The organism is Pseudomonas sp. LAIL14HWK12:I10 (assembly GCF_900184205.1).
In the GTDB taxonomy this organism is placed as follows: domain Bacteria; phylum Pseudomonadota; class Gammaproteobacteria; order Pseudomonadales; family Pseudomonadaceae; genus Aquipseudomonas; species Aquipseudomonas kermanshahensis.
In genome coordinates this window covers 345,073-361,650 of the sequence record NZ_FXWU01000004.1, presented here as the reverse complement: position 1 = coordinate 361,650, position 16,578 = coordinate 345,073, and the positions used below count along the sequence as shown (strand labels likewise).

General features: G+C 63.1%; 15 protein-coding genes. 8 read left to right on the top strand and 7 right to left on the bottom strand.

The annotated features are described in order from the left end of the window. Positions 1-79: 79 nt before the first annotated feature. Positions 80-934 carry a D-hexose-6-phosphate mutarotase gene (locus QOS90_RS11815; protein WP_027595669.1) on the top strand — a complete coding sequence of 285 codons (855 nt, stop codon included), beginning with the start codon at positions 80-82 and terminating at the stop codon, positions 932-934. Here the strand turns inward: QOS90_RS11815 and hexR are convergent. Then, a complete protein-coding gene (gene hexR / locus QOS90_RS11810; protein ID WP_172960401.1) occupies positions 927-1,790 on the bottom strand; it encodes a DNA-binding transcriptional regulator HexR in 864 nt (287 codons plus the stop codon). The two genes, QOS90_RS11815 and hexR, sit on opposite strands and share 8 nt — an antisense overlap. 211 nt (positions 1,791-2,001) lie before the next feature. Here hexR and zwf point away from each other — a divergent pair, with 211 nt between their 5' ends. The 3 genes from zwf to QOS90_RS11795 are packed head-to-tail and all read left to right on the top strand — an operon-like array spanning position 2,002 to position 4,869. Further along, the gene (zwf, locus tag QOS90_RS11805) at positions 2,002-3,471 is read left to right on the top strand and encodes a glucose-6-phosphate dehydrogenase (RefSeq protein WP_085272690.1); all 1,470 of its coding nucleotides are present in this window, start codon (positions 2,002-2,004) and stop codon (positions 3,469-3,471) included. After that, entirely contained in the window at positions 3,458-4,171 is a 714-nt protein-coding gene (pgl, locus tag QOS90_RS11800; protein ID WP_085272691.1) for a 6-phosphogluconolactonase, read from the top strand. The genes zwf and pgl overlap by 14 nt, the downstream gene beginning before the upstream one ends. A gap of 17 nt (positions 4,172-4,188) precedes the next feature. After that, positions 4,189-4,869: a bifunctional 4-hydroxy-2-oxoglutarate aldolase/2-dehydro-3-deoxy-phosphogluconate aldolase gene (locus QOS90_RS11795; protein WP_027595673.1), complete on the top strand. Its 681-nt coding sequence runs from the start codon at positions 4,189-4,191 to the stop codon at positions 4,867-4,869. A 227-nt stretch (positions 4,870-5,096) separates the two neighbouring features. Here the strand turns inward: QOS90_RS11795 and leuA are convergent, their stop codons facing one another. From leuA to QOS90_RS11770, 5 genes are all read right to left on the bottom strand, one after another. Further along, a complete protein-coding gene (gene leuA / locus QOS90_RS11790) occupies positions 5,097-6,770 on the bottom strand; it encodes a 2-isopropylmalate synthase (RefSeq protein WP_085272692.1) in 1,674 nt (557 codons plus the stop codon). A 413-nt stretch (positions 6,771-7,183) separates the two neighbouring features. Beyond that, positions 7,184-8,011, bottom strand: a complete 828-nt coding sequence (locus tag QOS90_RS11785; protein WP_085272693.1) for a M23 family metallopeptidase — start codon at positions 8,009-8,011, stop codon at positions 7,184-7,186. A gap of 3 nt (positions 8,012-8,014) precedes the next feature. Next, positions 8,015-9,394, bottom strand: a complete 1,380-nt coding sequence (xseA, locus tag QOS90_RS11780) for an exodeoxyribonuclease VII large subunit (protein ID WP_033694301.1) — start codon at positions 9,392-9,394, stop codon at positions 8,015-8,017. Between the two features lie 46 nt (positions 9,395-9,440). Continuing rightward, positions 9,441-10,097, bottom strand: coding sequence for an RHS repeat-associated core domain-containing protein (locus QOS90_RS27600; protein WP_085272694.1), 657 nt, complete (start codon positions 10,095-10,097; stop codon positions 9,441-9,443). 346 nt (positions 10,098-10,443) lie between these two features. Then, on the bottom strand, positions 10,444-11,325 hold the full coding sequence (locus tag QOS90_RS11770; protein ID WP_027595677.1) for a LysR family transcriptional regulator: 882 nt from the start codon (positions 11,323-11,325) through the stop codon (positions 10,444-10,446). Positions 11,326-11,422: 97 nt separating this feature from the next. On the opposite strand from QOS90_RS11770, the gene QOS90_RS11765 reads away from it, so the two are divergent. The 4 genes from QOS90_RS11765 to guaA all read left to right on the top strand — a co-directional run bounded on the left by QOS90_RS11765 (position 11,423) and on the right by guaA (position 15,994). Further along, complete coding sequence (locus tag QOS90_RS11765; RefSeq protein WP_027595678.1) at positions 11,423-12,178, top strand: sulfite exporter TauE/SafE family protein; 756 nt, start codon at positions 11,423-11,425, stop codon at positions 12,176-12,178. Positions 12,179-12,224: 46 nt separating this feature from the next. Further along, positions 12,225-12,782: a hypothetical protein gene (locus tag QOS90_RS11760; RefSeq protein WP_027595679.1), complete on the top strand. Its 558-nt coding sequence runs from the start codon at positions 12,225-12,227 to the stop codon at positions 12,780-12,782. Positions 12,783-12,868: 86 nt separating this feature from the next. Continuing rightward, entirely contained in the window at positions 12,869-14,338 is a 1,470-nt protein-coding gene (gene guaB / locus QOS90_RS11755) for an IMP dehydrogenase (RefSeq protein ID WP_027595680.1), read from the top strand. A 78-nt stretch (positions 14,339-14,416) separates the two neighbouring features. Beyond that, positions 14,417-15,994: a glutamine-hydrolyzing GMP synthase gene (gene guaA / locus QOS90_RS11750; protein ID WP_027595681.1), complete on the top strand. Its 1,578-nt coding sequence runs from the start codon at positions 14,417-14,419 to the stop codon at positions 15,992-15,994. Positions 15,995-16,269: 275 nt separating this feature from the next. Here guaA and QOS90_RS11745 read toward each other — a convergent pair whose 3' ends face one another. Further along, positions 16,270-16,518, bottom strand: a complete 249-nt coding sequence (locus tag QOS90_RS11745) for a hypothetical protein (protein WP_081717537.1) — start codon at positions 16,516-16,518, stop codon at positions 16,270-16,272. Between the last annotated feature and the right edge of the window lie 60 nt (positions 16,519-16,578).

Below are 16,578 nucleotides of genomic sequence, written 5' to 3'. Positions count from 1 at the left end.
TCCCGGCATCCACTGGCTTGCAGTGGTTGTCGGGGATAGGTCGAGACAGCGCTATCTCAAACAACAAGAGCTCTGAACCATGCCCGAACATCCGCTACATCGCTTCTTTTCCTCGCAACGGCCCCGGCCGACGTTCGAGTGGGAGCGTTACCAGCAGCGCGATGTGCTGATCATCGACCACCCCCGTTGCCAGGCGGTATTCAGCCGGCAGGGCGCGCAATTGCTGCACTTTCAACCGGCCGGCGAACGGCCTTGGCTGTGGTGCGCCGAACAGTGGCCGCAAGTGGGGGCCATTCGTGGCGGTGTGCCGGTGTGTTGGCCCTGGTATGGCCGCCACCCCAGCGAAGACTTGTGGCCGGCCCATGGCTGGGCGCGCCTGCTCGACTGGAAGCTGGTGGACAGCCGCGAGGATGAAGAGGGTGTGACGCTGAAGTGGCGCCTGGACCTGTGCGACTGGCAAGTCGACCTGCATGCGCGGCTGGGCAGCCGTATGGAGCTGAGCCTGAGCACTGAGCACCAGGACAGCGAACCCTGCCAGCTGAGCCATGCGCTGCTGGCGTACTGGCGTATCAGTGACGTGTCCGAGATAGCGCTGTCTGGGCTCGAGGATATCGAAGGTTACGACCGCCTGAACCGCCAGGCCTGCCGCGAAGATGGCGCGCTGAAGCTCAAGGGCGGCTGCCAGAAAGTGTACCCGGGCACCCCGCGGGTGCAGCTACAGGACCCGGCCTGGCAGCGGGAGCTGTGCATCGATACCGGTGACAGCGACGATACCGTGGTCTGGCACCCGGGCAATCGCCCGCTGATGGGCGTGAGCGGGCGCGAGTGCCTGGGCTTTGTTTGTGTCGAAGCCGCCAGCGGCAGTGGCGAGGGCCTCAGCCTGGCCCCGGGGCAGCGTGCCCACTTGCGTTTGCAGGCGCACCGGCTCAGTTGAGCTCGTCGTCCTCGATCGGGTAGCGGCTGGCGTTGAGGCTTTCCTTGATCTTGCGCAGGTGCGGCTGGAAGTCCACGCCGCGGCGCAGGGTCATGCCGGTGGCCAGCACGTCGAGCACGGTCAGCTGGATGATCCGCGAGGTCATCGGCATGTAGATGTCGGTGTCTTCTGGCAACGGAATGTGCAGGCTCAGGCTGCAGGCCTGGGCCAGCGGCGAGCCGGCAGCGGTCAGGCCCAGTACCGAGGCGCCGTTTTCGCGGGCCACGCGCGCCACCTCGACCAGCTCACGGGTGCGGCCGGTGTAGGAGATGATCACGAACAGGTCGCCGGTGTGGGCCACCGAGGCCAGCATGCGTTGCATCAGCACGTCGGCGTGTGCCGACACCGCCAGGTTGAAGCGGAAGAACTTGTGCTGGGCGTCCAGCGCCACGGGGGCCGAGGCACCCAGGCCGAAGAAGTGGATCTGCCGGGCCTGGATCATCATGTCCACGGCGCGGCTGACCTGCTGCGGGTCGAGTTGCTGGCAGGCACTGTCGAGCGAGGCGATGGCGCTGCCGAAAATCTTCTGGGTGTAGGCGGCAGGGTCATCGTCGGCCTCGACCGCGCGGCTGACATAGGCAGCGCCACTGGCCAGGCTCTGCGCCAGTTGCAGCTTGAGCTCCGGGTAGCCGCTGACGCCGAACGAACGGCAGAAGCGGTTGACGGTCGGTTCGCTGACCTTGGCCGCCTGGGCCAGCGCAGCAATGCTGAACCGGGTGGCTTGTTGTGGGTTGAGCAGGATGACTTCGGCGACTTTGCGTTCGGCCTTGTTCAGCTCGTCGAGGCGTCCCTGGATCTGTTCCAGGAGGTTTCGCACGCGGTCCATGGGTGTGTCCTTGGGTCGGGAAGACAGCCGGCTGACGGAGCAGCAGGCCTTTTGCATGGTCGTCTATCGTACTGTCGGTGCGTGCGGCGCACCACTTGTCTGTAATACTCGTCGGTAATGTTGTTAGTTTTACTACATTACCCCTTGAAAACCGTATGTGAAAGCGGTATTCCTAGACCAACTTTAGGAAAGAACCAACATCATGGCTGCGATCAGTGTCGAACCTTGCACCTTTGCCCTGTTTGGCGCCCTGGGCGACCTGGCATTGCGCAAGCTGTTTCCTGCGCTCTACCAGCTCGACCGCGCCGACCTGCTGCACCCGGACACGCGTCTGTTGGCGCTGGCCCGCGAGAGCGGCAGTGCGCAGGACCACCTGAGCACCATCGAAGCGCATTTGCGCCGGCATGTCCCCGACGCCGACCTCGAGCCCGCGACACTGGGCCGCTTCCTCGGCCGGCTGAGCTACCAGCACCTGGATTTTCTCCAGCCCGAGGGCTACCAGGCGCTGGCTGAGCAGTCGCCGGGCGAGCTGCCCTTGATTGCCTATTTCGCCACGGCGGCGGCCGTTTATGGTGCCATCTGCGAGAACCTCGACAGAGCCGGCCTGGCCTCCCGTACCCGGGTGGTGCTGGAAAAGCCGATCGGCCACGACCTGGAGTCGTCGCGCCGGGTCAACGATGCCGTGGCACGGTTCTTCCCCGAGAACCGGGTGTACCGCATCGACCACTACCTGGGCAAGGAGACGGTGCAGAACCTGATCGCGCTGCGCTTTGCCAACAGCCTGTTCGAAACCCAGTGGAACCAGAATTCGATCTCCCATGTGGAGATCACCGTGGCCGAAAAGGTCGGCATCGAAGGCCGCTGGGGCTATTTCGACAAGGCCGGCCAGCTGCGTGACATGATCCAGAACCACCTGCTGCAGTTGTTGTGCCTGATCGCCATGGACCCGCCCAGCGAACTTTCAGCCGACAGCATTCGCGACGAGAAGGTCAAGGTGCTCAAGGCCCTGGCACCGATCACCGGCGAAGGGCTGAGCACCCGTGTGGTGCGTGGCCAGTACATTGCCGGTTACAGCGACGGCAAACCGGTGCCCGGTTATCTGGAAGAAGACAACGCCAACGCGCAGAGCGACACCGAGACGTTCGTTGCCCTGCGCGCCGACATCCGCAACTGGCGTTGGTCGGGCGTGCCGTTCTACCTGCGCACCGGCAAGCGCATGCCGCAGAAGCTGTCGCAGATCGTCATCCACTTCAAGGAAACACCGCACTACATCTTCGCCCCGGAACAACGTTTGCAGGTGGGTAACAAGCTGATCATCCGTCTGCAACCGGACGAAGGTATTTCTTTAAGGGTGATGACCAAGGAGCAAGGCCTGGACAAGGGCATGCAACTGCGCAGCGGCCCGTTGCAGCTGAATTTTTCCGATGCCTGGCGCAGCGCGCGGATTCCGGATGCCTACGAACGCCTGTTGCTCGAGGTGATGCGCGGCAACCAGAACCTGTTCGTGCGCAAGGATGAAATCGAATATGCCTGGAAATGGTGCGACCAGTTGATCGCCGGCTGGCAAAGCGCAGGTGATGCGCCCAAGCCTTACGCGGCGGGCTCTTGGGGGCCGATGAGCTCGATTGCACTGATCACACGAGATGGGAGGGCGTGGTATGGCGATATCTGAACTGCAACTGCCGGCGGCGGTGAAGGCGCACGAACTGGCGGATGCCAAGACCCTGGCCGCAACGCTGGCCCGGGATGTGGCCGAGCGCCTGCGGGCGGCAATTGCCGCCAAAGGCCAGGCCTGCGTGGTGTTGTCCGGTGGGCGCAGCCCAGTGCCGTTTCTCGAGCGCTTGGCCGCCGAGGCGCTGGACTGGTCGAAGGTCACCGTGAGCCTCGCGGATGAGCGCTGGGTGCCGGTGGAGCATGCCGACAGCAATGCCGGCCTGCTGGCCCGCCACTTGCTCAAGGGCGCGGCCGCCAAGGCACGCTTCATGGGCCTGTATCAGCAGGCTGAAAATCTTGAACGCGCCGCCGCCAACGCCGACCAGGCGCTGGCAGACCTGCCCGCCATCGACGTGTTGGTGCTGGGCATGGGCGACGACGGCCATACTGCTTCGCTGTTCCCGAACAGCCCCAACCTGGACGACGGCCTGGCCCCAAACAGCTCCCGTCGCTGCCTGCCGATGCTGGCGCCCAGCGTGCCGCATCAGCGCCTGTCGATGACCCGCGCCTTGCTGGCCAGTGCCGCGTTTACCGCGCTGTCCGTGCAAGGCCAGGGCAAACTCGCTACCCTGCGCGCCGCGCTGGCGGGCGAAGACCTTACCGAAATGCCGATACGCGCCTTTCTTCACGACCCCCTGGACATCTACTGGTGCCCATGAGCCAAGGATCCACTGTCATGACCACCCTTGAACGCCCACAGACTCTGCTCTCGATGGCCGACAAAGCCGCCCGGATCGACGCGATCTGCGACAAGGCGCGCATCCTGCCGGTGATCACCATCGCCCGTGAGGAAGACATCCTGCCGCTGGCCGACGCCTTGGCTGCGGGCGGCATTCGTACCCTTGAGGTGACCCTGCGTTCCCAGCACGGCCTGAAGGCCATTCAGGTGCTGCGCGAGCAGCGCCCAGAGCTGTGCATTGGTGCCGGTACTGTGCTCGATCGCAGCATGTTCGCGGCAGTCGAAGCGGCTGGCGCGCAGTTCGTGGTCACCCCGGGCATCACCCAGGACATTCTCGAAGCCGGTGTGCAAAGCGATATCCCGCTGCTGCCGGGTATCAGTACGCCGTCCGAGATCATGATGGGCTACGCCCTGGGCTATCGCCGGTTCAAGCTGTTCCCGGCGGAAATCAGCGGTGGCGTGGCCGCGATCAAGGCGTTTGGCGGCCCGTTTGGCGACATTCGCTTCTGCCCGACTGGCGGGGTCAACCCGGCCAATGTCCGCAACTACATGGCGCTGCCCAATGTGATGTGCGTGGGTGGCACCTGGATGCTCGACAGCAGCTGGATCAAGAACGGTGACTGGGCGCGGATCGAGGCGTGCAGTGCTGAGGCGATGGCATTGTTGGACGCTAACTGAATTTGTTGTGTGCTTTACGGCTTATGGGGCGCTTGGTCGGCGCCCCTTTTTTTGCCTGCAGGTTTTGTGTTGATGGTAATGGCCTCTTCGCGGGCAAGCCCGCTCCCACAGTAAACCTCCGTAGATCCACCATTCCTGTGGGAGCGGGCTTACCCCGCGAAGAGGCCGGCACAGGCAATAAAAAAGCCCGCATCAAGGATGCGGGCTTGTGACCATCAAACTACTGCTTACGCCGCTTTAGCCTCTTGCTGGCTCAGCGACCGGTTCAGCGCGCTGAACAGTGCCTTGAAGCTGGCGGTGGTGATGTTTTCATCGATACCCACGCCATGTACCGGACGGCCACCGGCCACGCGCAGCTCGATGTACGCTGCCGCCTTGGCATTGGTGCCAGCGCCAATGGCGTGCTCGTTGTAGTCCATGATTTCTACGGCGATCGGCAGGCCGGCCACCAGGGCTTCCAGGGCGCCATTGCCCTTGCCGCGCCAGTGCAGGGTGGTTTCGCCTTCGCCGGCGACTTCCACTTCCACGGCGCTGTGGCCGTTTTCTTCCTGCAGGCGGTGGCTGACCAGCGCATACGGGGCGTTGGCCTGGAGGTATTCCTTCTGCAGCAGGCTGTAGATCTGCTTGGCGGTCATTTCCAGGCCGAGGCGGTCGGTTTCACCCTGTACCACTTGGCTGAATTCGATCTGCATGCGGCGCGGCAGGCTGATGCCGTATTCCTGCTCGAGCAGGTAGGTGATGCCGCCTTTGCCCGACTGGCTGTTGACGCGGATGACCGCCTCGTAGCTGCGGCCGATGTCGGCCGGGTCGATCGGCAGGTAGGGCACTTCCCACAGCTCGCCTTCCTGTTGCTTGGCGAAGCCCTTGCGAATGGCGTCCTGGTGCGAGCCGGAGAACGCGGTGTGGACCAGGTCGCCCACGTACGGGTGACGTGGGTGCACCGGCAGTTGGTTGCACTCTTCGACGACTTTGCGCACGCCGTCGATGTCGGAGAAGTCCAGTTGCGGGTCGATGCCTTGGGTGTAGAGGTTCAGTGCCAAGGTCACCAGGTCGACGTTGCCGGTACGCTCGCCGTTGCCGAACAGGCAGCCTTCGGCGCGGTCGGCGCCGGCCATCAGGCCCAATTCGGTGGCGGCGATGCCGGTGCCGCGGTCGTTGTGGCAGTGCAGGCTGATGATCACGCTGTCACGGCGGCTGATATTGCGGCAGAACCACTCGATCTGGTCGGCATAGATGTTCGGCGTGGCGACTTCTACGGTGGCCGGCAGGTTGAGGATCAGCTTGTGCTCAGGGGTCGGGTTCCACACCTCGATGACCGCGTCGCAGACTTCCTTGGCGAACTCCAGTTCGGTGGCGCTGAAGGTTTCAGGCGAGTACTGGAAGGTCCACTGGGTTTCAGGCTGCTGGGCGGCGTACTTGACGAACAGTTTGGCCGCGTTCACCGCGATGTCTTTCACGCCTTGCTTGTCCTGGTTGAAGACAATGCGGCGGAACGACGGGCTGGTGGCGTTGTACAGGTGGACGATGGCCTTCTTGGCGCCGCGCAGCGATTCGAACGTACGGGCGATGAGGTCTTCACGGGCCTGGGTCAGCACCTGGATGGTGGTGTCGTCCGGGATGTGGCCGTCTTCGATCAGGGTGCGAACGAAGTCGAAATCGGTTTGCGAAGCGGATGGGAACGAGGCTTCGATTTCCTTCACGCCAACCTGCACCAGGGTCTTCCAGAAACGCAGCTTCTTCTCCGAATCCATCGGCTCGATCAGCGACTGGTTGCCATCACGCAGGTCGGAGCTGCACCAGATCGGCGCTGCAGTGATGGTTTTCGACGGCCAGGTGCGGTCAGGCAGGTCGATGGTCGGGAACGCGCGGTATTTCTTCGAAGGGTCTTTGAGCATGGTCATGGAAGCAATCCTTTTGTATGCGGCCGAGATCGGGCCTGCCGAGCAATAACGAGATGAAAAGGCGAGGTGACGCGATTCACCCTGGTAGTCGGGCACTGACCAGGCAGAGGCTGCGATGTTGTCGGAGCAGAATGAGGGTGCTGAAGGTTTTCATGCCTCAACCCTAACCAGTGGGGTGAGGGATGGCAAGTGTTCGTAAAAAATTGAGAGGAATGCTTAAAAAAAGCTGAGTGGCGAGATTTTATCGCTGAAAATTAATTCAGGTCTTTGAATTGTTGCGCGGTATATTTCGATGGCGCAACAGAGGGGAAGTGATGTCGACTGTGACGGCCTCTTCGCGGGTAAACCCGCTCCCACAGGGTTTCGCGATCCCTGTAGGAGCGGGTTTACCCGCGAAGCAGGCGCTGCCGATCTCAGGGCTGGAATGCGCCGATGAAGATAGCGGGATCGACCCGAGCATCATTCAGGCTGACATTCCAGTGCATGTGCGGCCCGGTCGCCCGCCCGGTCGACCCCACGCGCCCGACCACATCGCCTCGGCGCAGCTGTTGGCCAACCTGCACATCGATCTTCGACATGTGGCAGAACATGCTGATAAAGCCCTGGCCATGGTCGACGAACACGGTACGGCCATTGAAGAAGTAATCCCCCACCAGGATTACCTTGCCGTTGGCCGGGGTCTTGATCGGCGTGCCGGCCGGTACGGCGAAGTCCAGCCCGGCATGCGGGTTGCGCTCCTCACCATTGAAGAAGCGACGCACGCCGAACTTGCTCGACAGCGGACCGCTGACGGGTTTGTCGAGGACCAGGTTGCTTGGCAGTACCGGGCTGAAACTGCGATACGCCTTGATCTGCTCGGCCAGTTCACGGTCGATGCGCTTGAGGTCGTCCGGGTTCGGATTGACCTGGCGGGTGTTCTTCAAGGTGATGTGCTGCTCGGGGTACTTCTTGCTGCCGACGCTGAAGGGCAGGCTGCGGCCGCCCTGGGTCAGCACGGCGGTGCCGGGCTTCTGGGTCAGCGGGATGCCGACGATGGCCAGCCAGCTGTCCTGCTCCTTGACCACCAGCACCGGCTTGCCATCGAAGCGTGCGCTCGGCGCCGTTGCCGCCGGGCCGAGGTCGACCACCGCCACGCCACCCGGCACGGGTTTGTTCAGGGTGCGGGTGATGTAGCTGGCCTGGGCGCCTGCGGCCAGCAGCATGAGGGAGAGGGCGAGCAGGGGCGCGAACAGGCGGGGCATGGGTCAGTCCAGTAGTGAGAGGGTGACGGGCGTCAGGTGGTTGTCTTCGACGCGCACCTGCAGTTCGCCTTCATTGAGGCGGGCGGTCAGGCGCTGGCCGTTGTGGGTTTGCTCGGCGCTGCGGATGGCCTGGCCACGCTCATCGAGCAGGATGCTGTAGCCGCGGGCGAGTGTGGCCAGTGGACTGACCACTTGCAGCGTCTGCAGTTGTGCCTGGAAGCGCTGGCGACGGTCCTTGAGCACCTCGCGCATGGCCCGGGGCAGGCGTTCGGCGAGGCTGTCCAGGCGCTGGTTGAGCAGCTTCAGGGTGCGACCTGGGTGTTGCGCGGCCAGGCGCGTGTCGAGGCGCCCCAGGCGCTCGCGGCGCTGGTTGAGGTTGTTCATGAAGGCGCGACGCAGGCGCATGTCCAGGTCGTCCAGGCGCTGGGCTTGCTGGCGCAGGCGCTCACCCGGATGGCGCAGGCGTCGGGCCAGCGATTCCACGCGCAGGCGGTCGTGGCTCAGGCGGTTTTGCATGCGCAGCAGCAGGCGCCGTTGCAGCCCGTCGAGGCGTTGCTGCAAGCCGCTGTTGTCGGGGGCCAGCAATTCGGCGGCGGCCGATGGCGTGGGGGCGCGTACGTCGGCGACGAAATCGCAGATCGACACGTCGGTCTCATGGCCGACGGCGCTGACGATGGGCGTGACACAGGCGGCCACGGCACGTGCCACGGCTTCCTCGTTGAAGCTCCACAGGTCTTCCAGTGAGCCGCCGCCACGGGCCAGGATGAGTGCATCGAAACCAAGGCTGTCGGCCAGTTGCACGGCGCGCACGATCTGGGCGATGGATTCGCGGCCCTGTACCGCCGTCGGGATCAGGTTCAGTTCGACCTGCGGGGCGCGGCGGCCGAATACGCTGATGATGTCGCGGATCACCGCGCCGGTGGGCGAGGTGATGATGCCGATGCGCTGCGGGTGGGCCGGCAGCGGCTTTTTGCGCTCGGCGCTGAACAGGCCCTCGGCGCCGAGTTTTTCTTTCAAGGCCTCGAATGCCAGGCGCAGGGCGCCATCCCCGGCCGGTTCGACGGTGTCGAGAATCAGCTGATAGTCGCCACGCCCCTCGAACAGCGAGACCTTGCCCCGCACCCGCACCGCGAGGCCATCACGCAGGGCCTGGCGGACCCGCGTGGCGTTCTGGCGGAACAGCGCGCAGCGCACCTGGGCGCCGCTGTCCTTGAGGGTGAAGTACATGTGGCCGGAGGCCGGGCGGGCGAGGTTGGAAATCTCGCCTTCCACCCAGACGCTGCGGAATACGTCTTCCAGCAGCACCCGGGCGCGGCCGTTGAGCTGGCTGACGGTGAGGACCTCGCGGTCCAGGCCGAGTCGTTCGAAAGGGTCTCTGATCATGGTGGGCATCATCGCAGTTGCGGGTGGCGTGCTTCAAGCGATTGGTTCAAACCGAATTGCGCCGGGCTACGTGAAGACGGCTTCTCAGGTCGTTTGCCAGCGCCGAGAGCTCGGCCTGGCTCGTTGAGCGTTCTAGTGGACTCGGTAGCGCAGTCACTTGAGCCGCCGCAGGAAGATCGACGAGAGAGCCGGTTCGGCTACTTGCCAGGCTTTCCATCGAAGCGTAGGGGGTTGCTTCTGCAGGGCTGGGTGCTGGACGTGGTTGCAGTCGCTGGTGGAGATCTTGCTGTACGTGCTCGAGCCTATTCAACTGCGCGTTTACATCAATTAACTGCTGTTCATCCAGGCTAGGGGCAATGCTGGGAATTCGGTCTGCTGAGGGGGTGCGCTTCAGGTTGGCAGACAAAGAACCTTTGATGAAAGCATGGCCGCTAGGGTCGGCAAGGTTGATGGGGTCCCCCATGCAATATCCATATGCATTAAGTTCCCCTCTGCCGAATGGGCTCAAACAATCGGGTGAGTGAAAGCGCATAAGGGAGGGCTTATAAGCGCGGTAACCATTGCCCAGTAGATAGCAACCCAGAAAGCGATTCAGGTGCTCTGCGTTGAAACCAAGTAAGGCTACTTGCTGACCATTTACTCCGTTGTGCCCGTAGGGGGTATAGGCAGGGTAGGGGCGGTTGGGGGTGGAAGACTGTCGCATGAGTGTTTACCTCCATTTGAGATGGGATAAGTTTCAGATGTATTGGGATAAGCCACCACTGATAGATATGCCAGGTCGGTGCTTCGCAGCACAAGGCTGCTCCTTGTATGCTGTGTCTAGCCTGATGGGAGGGGTTATTCCTGGGGCATGGGCGCGCGATCCCTTTCTCGTCCGCCTCAATATCGCGTCGGACCAACAAGGCGGTCGCGCGCGCCTGTCACAGGCGTTACTGGCCCGAAACAGACGTAGGAGCGAGCGTTGCTCGCGATGCGCCGCGCGGGCGGCGCTCGATCTCCCAGGCGCTAAAAATCCCCCGTCATGCACCAAGGCCCCCATCACCTCCCCATCACGCCCCCTGCATCGCCGCCAAAAACTGGCGCACCATCAACCCAGCATCCCGCCGACACGCCAGTGCCACCGTACTCTCACACACCTCACCCAGCGCCACGAACCTGACCGATGCCGGCGCAATATCGCGCATGCATGCCGGCAACAGCGCTACCCCGAACCCCGCCTGAATCAGCTGCAACTGCGTGGTCTTGCGTGAAACCACCTGGGCCGCCTGCGGAAAGAACCCTGCATTCATGCACAGCGAGGCCGACAAATAGCTCAACCCGCCGCGGTCCCGGTGAGGAATCGAAATGAAGCGCTCGCCACGCAGCTGCTCCAGTTGCACGACCGGCGCTTCAGCCAAGGGGTGCCCAGCGGCGACAGCCAGCAATAGAGGCTCGCTGAACAGCTCATGCAGCACCACGCCTTCATGCTGGCGCAGCACCGGCAGCCGCAACAGGCCGATATCCAGCCGCCCAGCGGCGATATCCTCCAATTGCGCCTCCGAGGACTGCTGCGCAATCTCCAGTGCAATCCCAGGGTTGCCTTGCAAGTACGCGCCCAAGCGAGCCAGCAGAGGCCCGGTCAGCGGCACGGTGCTGGAGTGGTTCAGGCGCAGGCTGCCTTGCAAGCCGTCGCCCATGTCGCGGGTGATGCGCTCGGCCTGTGCCAGGTCGGCCAGCAAGCGGCGGGCACGCTGCAAAAAGGCGTCCCCGGCGAGCGTCAGGCGTGGCAGGCGCGCAGTGCGTTCGAACAATGGCGTGCCCAGGTGCTGCTCCAGCTCCTTGATCTGCCGGCTCAGCGCCGACTGGGCGATGTAGAGCCGCTCGGCGGCGGCGCTGAAACTGCCGCTCTCGGCAATTTCCACGAAGTAACGCAGCTGGCGGATCGACGTCATGTCATGCCTTTTCGAGATGGGTAATGGCGCAAAGGCATATTAGTCGGCATGGCTCATGGCTGGCTAACCTTTGCGTGACTTCTCAGGAACACACGCCATGCTCACCTCATTGTCCTTTTCCGGCCTCGATTGGCTGCCCATCCTGCTCGGTGTCGGCCTGGCCTACATCGTTTTCGGCATTGCCGGTTTCGGCACTGCGCTGGTCGCGGCGCCGGTGCTGATCCACTTCATGCCGCTGTCCCGGATCATCCCGCTGTTGGTGCTGCTGGACTTCGTGGCGGCCTTCGGCAACTTGCTGCCGTCGCGCCGGGATGTGGTGCGCGGCGAGATGCTGCGTCTGCTGCCCTTCATGGCGATAGGGTGCACCTTGGGGGTGGTGTTCCTGCTACGTCTCAAGTCCGACCTACTGCTGTTGCTGATGGGCCTGTTCGTCAGTGCCTATGCGTTCTACAACCTGGCGGTGAAGGTGCGTCCGGCGACCTTGTCCGGCTTCTGGGCGGTACCCATGGGCACGGTAGGGGGCTTGTTCGGCGCATTGTTCGGCAGCGGCGGTTTTCTCTATGCGCTGTACCTCAGTGCTCGCCTGGAGGCGAAAGAGCAGGTGCGGGCTACCCAAAGTGCGTTGATCAGTTGCAGCACGGTGGTGCGCCTGTCGCTGTTCCTGATTGCCGGGGTCTACGCCGACAGCAGCCTGCTGTTGCTCGCTGCCTGCCTGTTGCCGGTGATGTTCGTCGGCTTGTGGGTAGGGCGCCGGCTGACGCTGAAACTGTCCCGCGAGGCCTTTGTGCGCCTGGTCACGTGGCTGGTGCTGGCCAGTGGCTTGGCCATGATCGGTCGCTACCTGAGCCTGTGAGCGGTAGAATTACGGGATTACCGCAGTTCGCAGGTTTGCTTCCTTAATGAACACCCAGAGCATCATCGTCCCCAAGCTTTCCACCGTTCCGGCCAACGAGGCCCGCGCCCGGGCGATCGTACGCTGGCTGGTGCGCGAGAAAATCGTCGAAGAGCAACTCACCACCTGTGGCCGCACCGGAAACCGCATGGGCCATGCCTTGGCCGAAGGTGCGCGCAAGGTAGCCCTGCACCCCGAGAAACTGCCCTTCGGTGAGCAGGCCAGCGGCCTCGAGATCATGCTCAAGCGCTGCATCTATACCCCGACCGACGGTTTTCTCGAAGAAGCCGGCTGCCCGGAGTGCCGCCGTGAAGTCGGCGAGCCGCTGTTCGAGAGCCTGGAAGAGTGGATGCCAGGGGTCAGTGACAACTTCACCTGCCCGCTGTGCGGCTTCGAAGACGACATCAATGGCTTTCTTTACCTGCAGCCATGTGCCTTTTCCAACCTGGGGTTCATCTTCAACAACTGGGGCGAGGCCGGGTTCACCCAGGCCTTTCTCGACAGCTTCGCCGACTGGCTCGACCAGCCAGTGGCGGTCGTGCAGGTAAAACTGCCAGAACGCTGACCGAAGGCCCTTATTTTGCATTGAGCGGCGCGCCGTGGATGAGTATAATGGCGCGCTTCCATTTTTCCCGCCCGGGAGCCCCCGCGATGCTGCGTATCAGCCAAGAAGCCCTGACTTTCGACGATATCCTCCTTGTACCTGGCTATTCCGAGGTACTGCCCAATGAAGTCAGTCTCAAGACCCGTTTGACTCGTGGCATCGAGCTGAACATCCCTCTGGTTTCCGCCGCCATGGATACCGTGACCGAAGCGCGTCTGGCCATTGCCATGGCTCAGGAAGGCGGCATCGGCATCATCCACAAGAACATGACCATCGAACAGCAGGCCGGCGAAGTGCGCAAGGTCAAGAAGTTCGAGGCTGGCGTGGTCAAGGACCCGATCACCATCGAAGCAGACGCCACCGTGCGCGACCTGTTCGACCTGACCCGCCTGAACAACATTTCGGGTGTTCCGGTGCTGGAGAACGGTGACCTGGTCGGTATCGTCACCTCCCGTGACGTGCGCTTCGAAACCCGTCTGGATGCCAAGGTCCGCGATGTGATGACGCCCAAAGAGCGTCTGGTCACCGTGCGCGAAGGCGCCAACAAGAACGAAGTCCGCGAGCTGCTGCACAAGCACCGCCTGGAAAAAGTCCTGATCGTCGACGACAAGTTCAGCCTCAAGGGCATGATGACCGTCAAAGACATCGAAAAAGCCAAGGCCTACCCGCTGGCCAGCAAGGACGACCAAGGTCGCCTGCGCGTCGGCGCTGCCGTCGGTACCGGCAAGGACACCGGCGAGCGCGTTGCTGCCCTGGTTGCTGCTGGCGTTGACGTGGTGGTGGTGGACACCGCCCACGGTCACTCCAAAGGCGTGATCGACCGCGTACGCTGGGTCAAGGAAACCTACCCGCAAGTGCAGGTGATCGGCGGCAACATCGCCACCGGCGCTGCGGCCAAGGCCCTGGCTGAAGCTGGCGCAGACGCCGTCAAGGTCGGTATCGGCCCAGGCTCGATCTGCACCACCCGCATCGTCGCCGGTGTCGGCGTGCCGCAAATCAGCGCCATCGCCAACGTCGCCGCTGCGCTGGAAGGCACGGGCGTCCCGCTGATCGCCGACGGTGGCATCCGCTTCTCCGGTGACCTGTCCAAGGCCATCGTTGCCGGTGCTTCCTGCGTGATGATGGGTTCGATGTTCGCCGGTACCGAAGAGGCCCCGGGTGAAGTCGAGCTGTTCCAGGGCCGCTCCTACAAGGCCTACCGCGGCATGGGCTCGCTGGGTGCCATGGCACAGGCGCAGGGCTCGTCCGACCGTTATTTCCAGGACTCCTCGGCCGGCGCCGAGAAGCTGGTACCGGAAGGCATCGAAGGCCGCGTACCGTACAAGGGTGCCTTGGCAGCCATCATCCACCAGCTGATGGGCGGCCTGCGTTCGTCCATGGGCTACACCGGCAGCGCAACCATCGAAGAGATGCGCACCAAGCCGGAATTCGTGCGCATCACCGGTGCCGGCATGGCCGAGTCCCACGTGCATGACGTGCAGATCACCAAAGAAGCCCCTAACTACCGCGTAGGCTGAGGCTTCCAGCACTATCAGCATGCGGGGCTGTCACGACAGCCCCGCGTCGTTTCCGATTTCCACTGACGAGATTGAGTCATGGCCCTCGACATTCACGCTCACCGCATCCTGATCCTCGATTTCGGTTCCCAGTACACCCAGCTGATCGCCCGCCGCGTGCGCGAGATCGGTGTCTACTGCGAACTGCATCCGTTCGACATGGACGATGAAGCGATCCGCGAATTCAACCCGCGCGGCATCATCCTCGCCGGCGGCCCCGAGTCGGTACACGAAGCCAACAGCCCGCGCGCGCCGCAGGCCGTATTCGACCTGAACGTACCGCTGCTGGGCATCTGCTACGGCATGCAGACCATGGCCGAGCAACTGGGCGGCAAGGTGACCGGTTCCGACCTGCGCGAATTCGGCTACGCCCGCGTTGATGTAGTCGGCAAGAGCCGCCTGCTCGACGGCATCGAAGACCACGTAGACGCCGACGGCGTGCTGGGCCTGGACGTGTGGATGAGCCACGGTGACAAGGTCACCCAGATGCCTGGCGACTTCCACGTGCTGGCCAGCACCCCGAGCTGCCCGATTGCCGGCATGTTCGACGACGCGCGCGGCTACTACGGCGTGCAGTTCCACCCAGAAGTGACCCACACCAAGCAGGGCGGTCGCATTCTCTCGCGCTTCGTCCAGGACATCTGCGGCTGCGAAGCCCTGTGGACCCCGTCCAACATCGTCGAAGACGCCATCGCCCAAGTGCGTGAGCAAGTTGGTTCGGCCAACGTCCTGCTGGGCTTGTCCGGTGGCGTGGACTCCTCCGTGGTTGCCGCGCTGCTGCACCGCGCCATCGGTGACCAGCTGACCTGCGTCTTCGTCGACAACGGCCTGCTGCGCCTGCACGAAGGCGACCAAGTGATGGCCATGTTCAAAGAGAACATGGGCGTCAAGGTGATCCGTGCCGACGCCGAGGCGCAATTCCTGGGCAACCTGGAAGGCGAAGCGGACCCTGAGAAGAAGCGCAAGATCATCGGTCGCACCTTCATCGACATCTTCGATGCCGAAGCCAGCAAGCTGGACAACATCCAGTTCCTGGCCCAGGGCACCATCTACCCAGACGTGATCGAGTCGGCTGGCGCCAAGAGCGGCAAGGCCCACGTGATCAAGTCGCACCACAACGTCGGTGGCCTGCCAGAGGAAATGAACCTCAAGCTGGTCGAGCCGCTGCGCGAGCTGTTCAAGGACGAAGTCCGCAAGATCGGCCTGGAGCTGGGCCTGCCGTACGACATGGTCTACCGCCACCCGTTCCCAGGCCCGGGCCTGGGCGTGCGTATCCTTGGTGAAGTGAAGAAGGAATACGCCGACATTCTGCGTCGCGCTGACCATATCTTCATCGAAGAACTGCGCAAAGCCGACTGGTACCACAAGACCAGCCAGGCCTTCGTGGTGTTCCAGCCGGTCAAGTCGGTTGGCGTCGTTGGCGACGGCCGTCGTTACGCCTGGGTCGTGGCCCTGCGTGCCGTCGAGACCGTGGACTTCATGACCGCGCGTTGGGCACACCTGCCGTACGAGCTGCTGGAGACCGTCAGCGGCCGTATCATCAACGAAATCGAAGGCATCTCGCGCGTCACTTACGACGTGTCGAGCAAGCCGCCGGCCACTATCGAGTGGGAATGATTTCGCGCCCGGCCGCGGCCGGCGTCCGATAGCAGGAAGCTACCAAAAGCCCGCATGATTGCGTAATGCTGTTCACTTAAGAATGCCGGGGCCGCTCTGCGGCCCTTCGCGGCACAAGGCCGCTCCCACACCGACCGCGTAATAACCCTATTTACAGGGCATGCGCGAACATTGTGGGAGCGGCCTTGTGCCGCGATGGGCCGCAAAGCGGCCCCCATACAGGCGATGGATAACTCAAGTGAACAGCATTACGCATGATTGCGGGCTTTTGCGTTTTACCGAGCGCGTCTATCGACCCTGAGCTGCAAGATCTCATCTCCCGCTTCGTCGTGCTCGCCTGTCGACGTCCAGGCCACGAAGCCTGGGCCGCTTCCATCGCGAATGCCGCTGCTCCAGGAATCGACGGTGATGCCTAGCGCGCGCAGGTCTTCTTCTGTGAACGCGTTTTCCCGGGTCAATGCCCGCAGGGTCATACACGCTGCGGCATCTTCAGGTACTGCAGGGCGAAAGGTTATGGCTGTCATACGTTTGGCCTCACGTTGAAAGCGCCATTGTGCGTATACGACGGTCTGCGAGTCTGTGAG